This is a genomic window from Actinoplanes sp. NPDC026623, assembly GCF_040638275.1.
GTDB lineage: Bacteria > Actinomycetota > Actinomycetes > Mycobacteriales > Micromonosporaceae > Actinoplanes.
Window position 1 is genome coordinate 1 of sequence record NZ_JBEZXZ010000006.1, and the last position, 2,411, is coordinate 2,411.

1 protein-coding gene and 1 pseudogene are annotated in these 2,411 nt (G+C 71.0%); both read left to right on the forward strand.

All coding sequences use genetic code 11. The annotated features are described in order from the left end of the window. Positions 1 to 680: pseudogene (locus AB0F10_RS03010) on the forward strand (serine/threonine protein kinase); the annotation flags it as partial. A gap of 129 nt (positions 681 to 809) precedes the next feature. Next, positions 810 to 2,312, forward strand: a complete 1,503-nt coding sequence (locus AB0F10_RS03015; protein WP_360620205.1) for a M28 family peptidase — start codon at positions 810 to 812, stop codon at positions 2,310 to 2,312. Positions 2,313 to 2,411 lie beyond the last annotated feature (99 nt).

Here is a 2,411-nt window from a genome sequence, read left to right on the forward strand (position 1 = left end):
CCCTGGACATGCTCGCCGGGGGCGGGGTCGCCGCCGCGGTGGCGCTGCGCGGCGACGCGGAGGTCTCGGGGGTGCAGCCCGGCCTGGCCGACGGCGCGACGCCGATCGTCGTGACGTCCTCCGGCACCGGCGGCGGGGTCGGCGGCTTCAGCCCGGTCAACTGCGAAAGCCCGGTCCGCACCAATCTGCCCACGACGCCACTTCCGGGCGCCCGGAAGCTGCGCGGCGAATGGGCGCTCTACGATGGATGGTCCTATTTCACCGATCCTTCCGGCTTCCATATAGCGGTTCCGGACGGCTGGACCTACGAGACCATCGGAACGACCATCTGCTTCCGCGATCCGACGAGTGTCCGAATACTCAGCGTCGATCCCGCACGCAGCCCGCAGGGCGATCCGGTGCAGGCGTGCCGCCGGGAGGTGAGCCGGCTGCGCGCGGCCGGTGACCTGCCGGCTTACCGGCAATTGCGGATCGACCGGGTGCCCGGCCTCGCCCGGGCCGCCGACTGGGAGTACACGTACGACGGTCGCGACGGCGGGCGGATGCACGCGATGACCCGGTGGCGGGCGGCGAACGACGGCAAGGCGTACGCGATCGGCCTGATGACCCGCGAGTTGGACTGGCCGGGCAATTTCGAAAAATGGGGAATGATCCAAAGCACCTTTTACACAGACGGCTGAAATATGGCTCAAGCGGTATGAGTTCATCGATGATTCTCTCTGCGATGCTCGGCGTGGCCGTCGCTACACCCTCGGCGACGGCGCACCCACGAGCCCCCGCGGAGGACCCCCGTGAGAGCAGTTCCCTTCATAGGCGCGACGGCCCTGATCGCCGCGCTTTTCGCCGCCCCGGCTGAGGCCGCACCGGCCGCGGCCCTGGCCGCGCCGGACATTCCGGTCGCGAGCGTGAAGGCCCACCTGGCGCAGTTCCAGTCGATCGCCACGGCGAACGGCGGCAACCGCGCGCACGGCCGGCCCGGCTACCTCGCGTCCGTCACGTACGTGAAGGGCCTGCTCGACACGGCCGGATTCACGACGCAGCAGCAGTCGTTCACCTACAACGGCGTGACCGGCTACAACCTGATCGCCGACTGGCCGGGCGGCGACACGTCCGACACCCTGATGACCGGCGCGCACCTGGACAGCGTCACCGCCGGGCCCGGCATCAACGACAACGGCTCCGGCTCGGCGGCCAACCTCGAGGTCGCCCTCCAGGTCGCCCGCTCGGGCTTCCACCCCGCCCGGCACCTGCGTTTCGGCTGGTGGGGCGCCGAGGAGCTGGGCCTGCGCGGCTCGACCGCGTACGTCAACTCGCTGACCTCGGCGCAGAAGGCGGCCATCACCGGCTACCTGAACTTCGACATGGTCGGCTCGCCCAACCCAGGCTATTTCCTGTACGACGGGGACAACTCCGACGGCACCGGCTCGGGCCCCGGCCCCACCGGCTCCGCGGAGATCGAGGACACGCTGGAGGCGTACTTCACGTCGATCGGCGTACCGACCCGCGGCACCGACTTCGACGGCCGCAGCGACTACGGTCCGTTCATCGCGGCGGGCATCCCGGCCGGCGGCATCTTCACCGGCGCCGAGGGCCGCAAGACGGCGGCGCAGGTCACCCTCTGGGGCGGGACGGCCGGCACGTTCGACCCGTGCTACCACGCGTCGTGCGACACGACCGCCAACATCAACGACACCGCGCTGAACCGCAACGCGGACGCGATCGCGTACACGGTGTGGACGCTGGCCGACGGCGGCACCACCGAGCCGCCGACCGGTGAGACCGTCTACTCCGACACGTTCGAGACGGCGACCGGCTGGACCGCCAACGCCGGCGCCACCGACACCGCCACCTCCGGGCTGTTCGAGCGGGGCGACCCGGCCGCGACGAGTTCCGGCGTGGCGACCCAGCTCGGCACCACGGTCAGCGGCACCTTCGACCTGGTCACCGGCGCGACCGCCGGCGCCGGCGCCGGGGTGAACGACGTCGACGGCGGCGCCACCACCATCCGGTCGCCCGCGATCACGCTGCCCACCGGCGCCCTGAGCCTGTCGTTCGCCTGGTACCTGGCGCACCTGAACAACGCCACCAGCGGCGACTACTTCCGGGTCCGGGTCATCTCCGGATCGACCACCACCACGGTGTTCAACCAGGCCGGTGCCGCCAGCAACCGGGCGGCGGCGTGGCAGAGCGCGACCGTCGACCTCTCCGCGTACGCGGGGCAGTCCATCCGCCTGCAGGTGGAGTCCGCGGACACCGGCACGGCCAGCCTGGTCGAGGCGGCCGTGGACAACGTCCTGATCACCAAGGGCTGATCATCGCCGGGGGAGCGGGCTGCGCCCCGCGGACCCCCCCCAGGCCGAAAAACCCCGGGGGTCCGCCGAACGCATCTTACATTTGAACAGCAAAGCGCT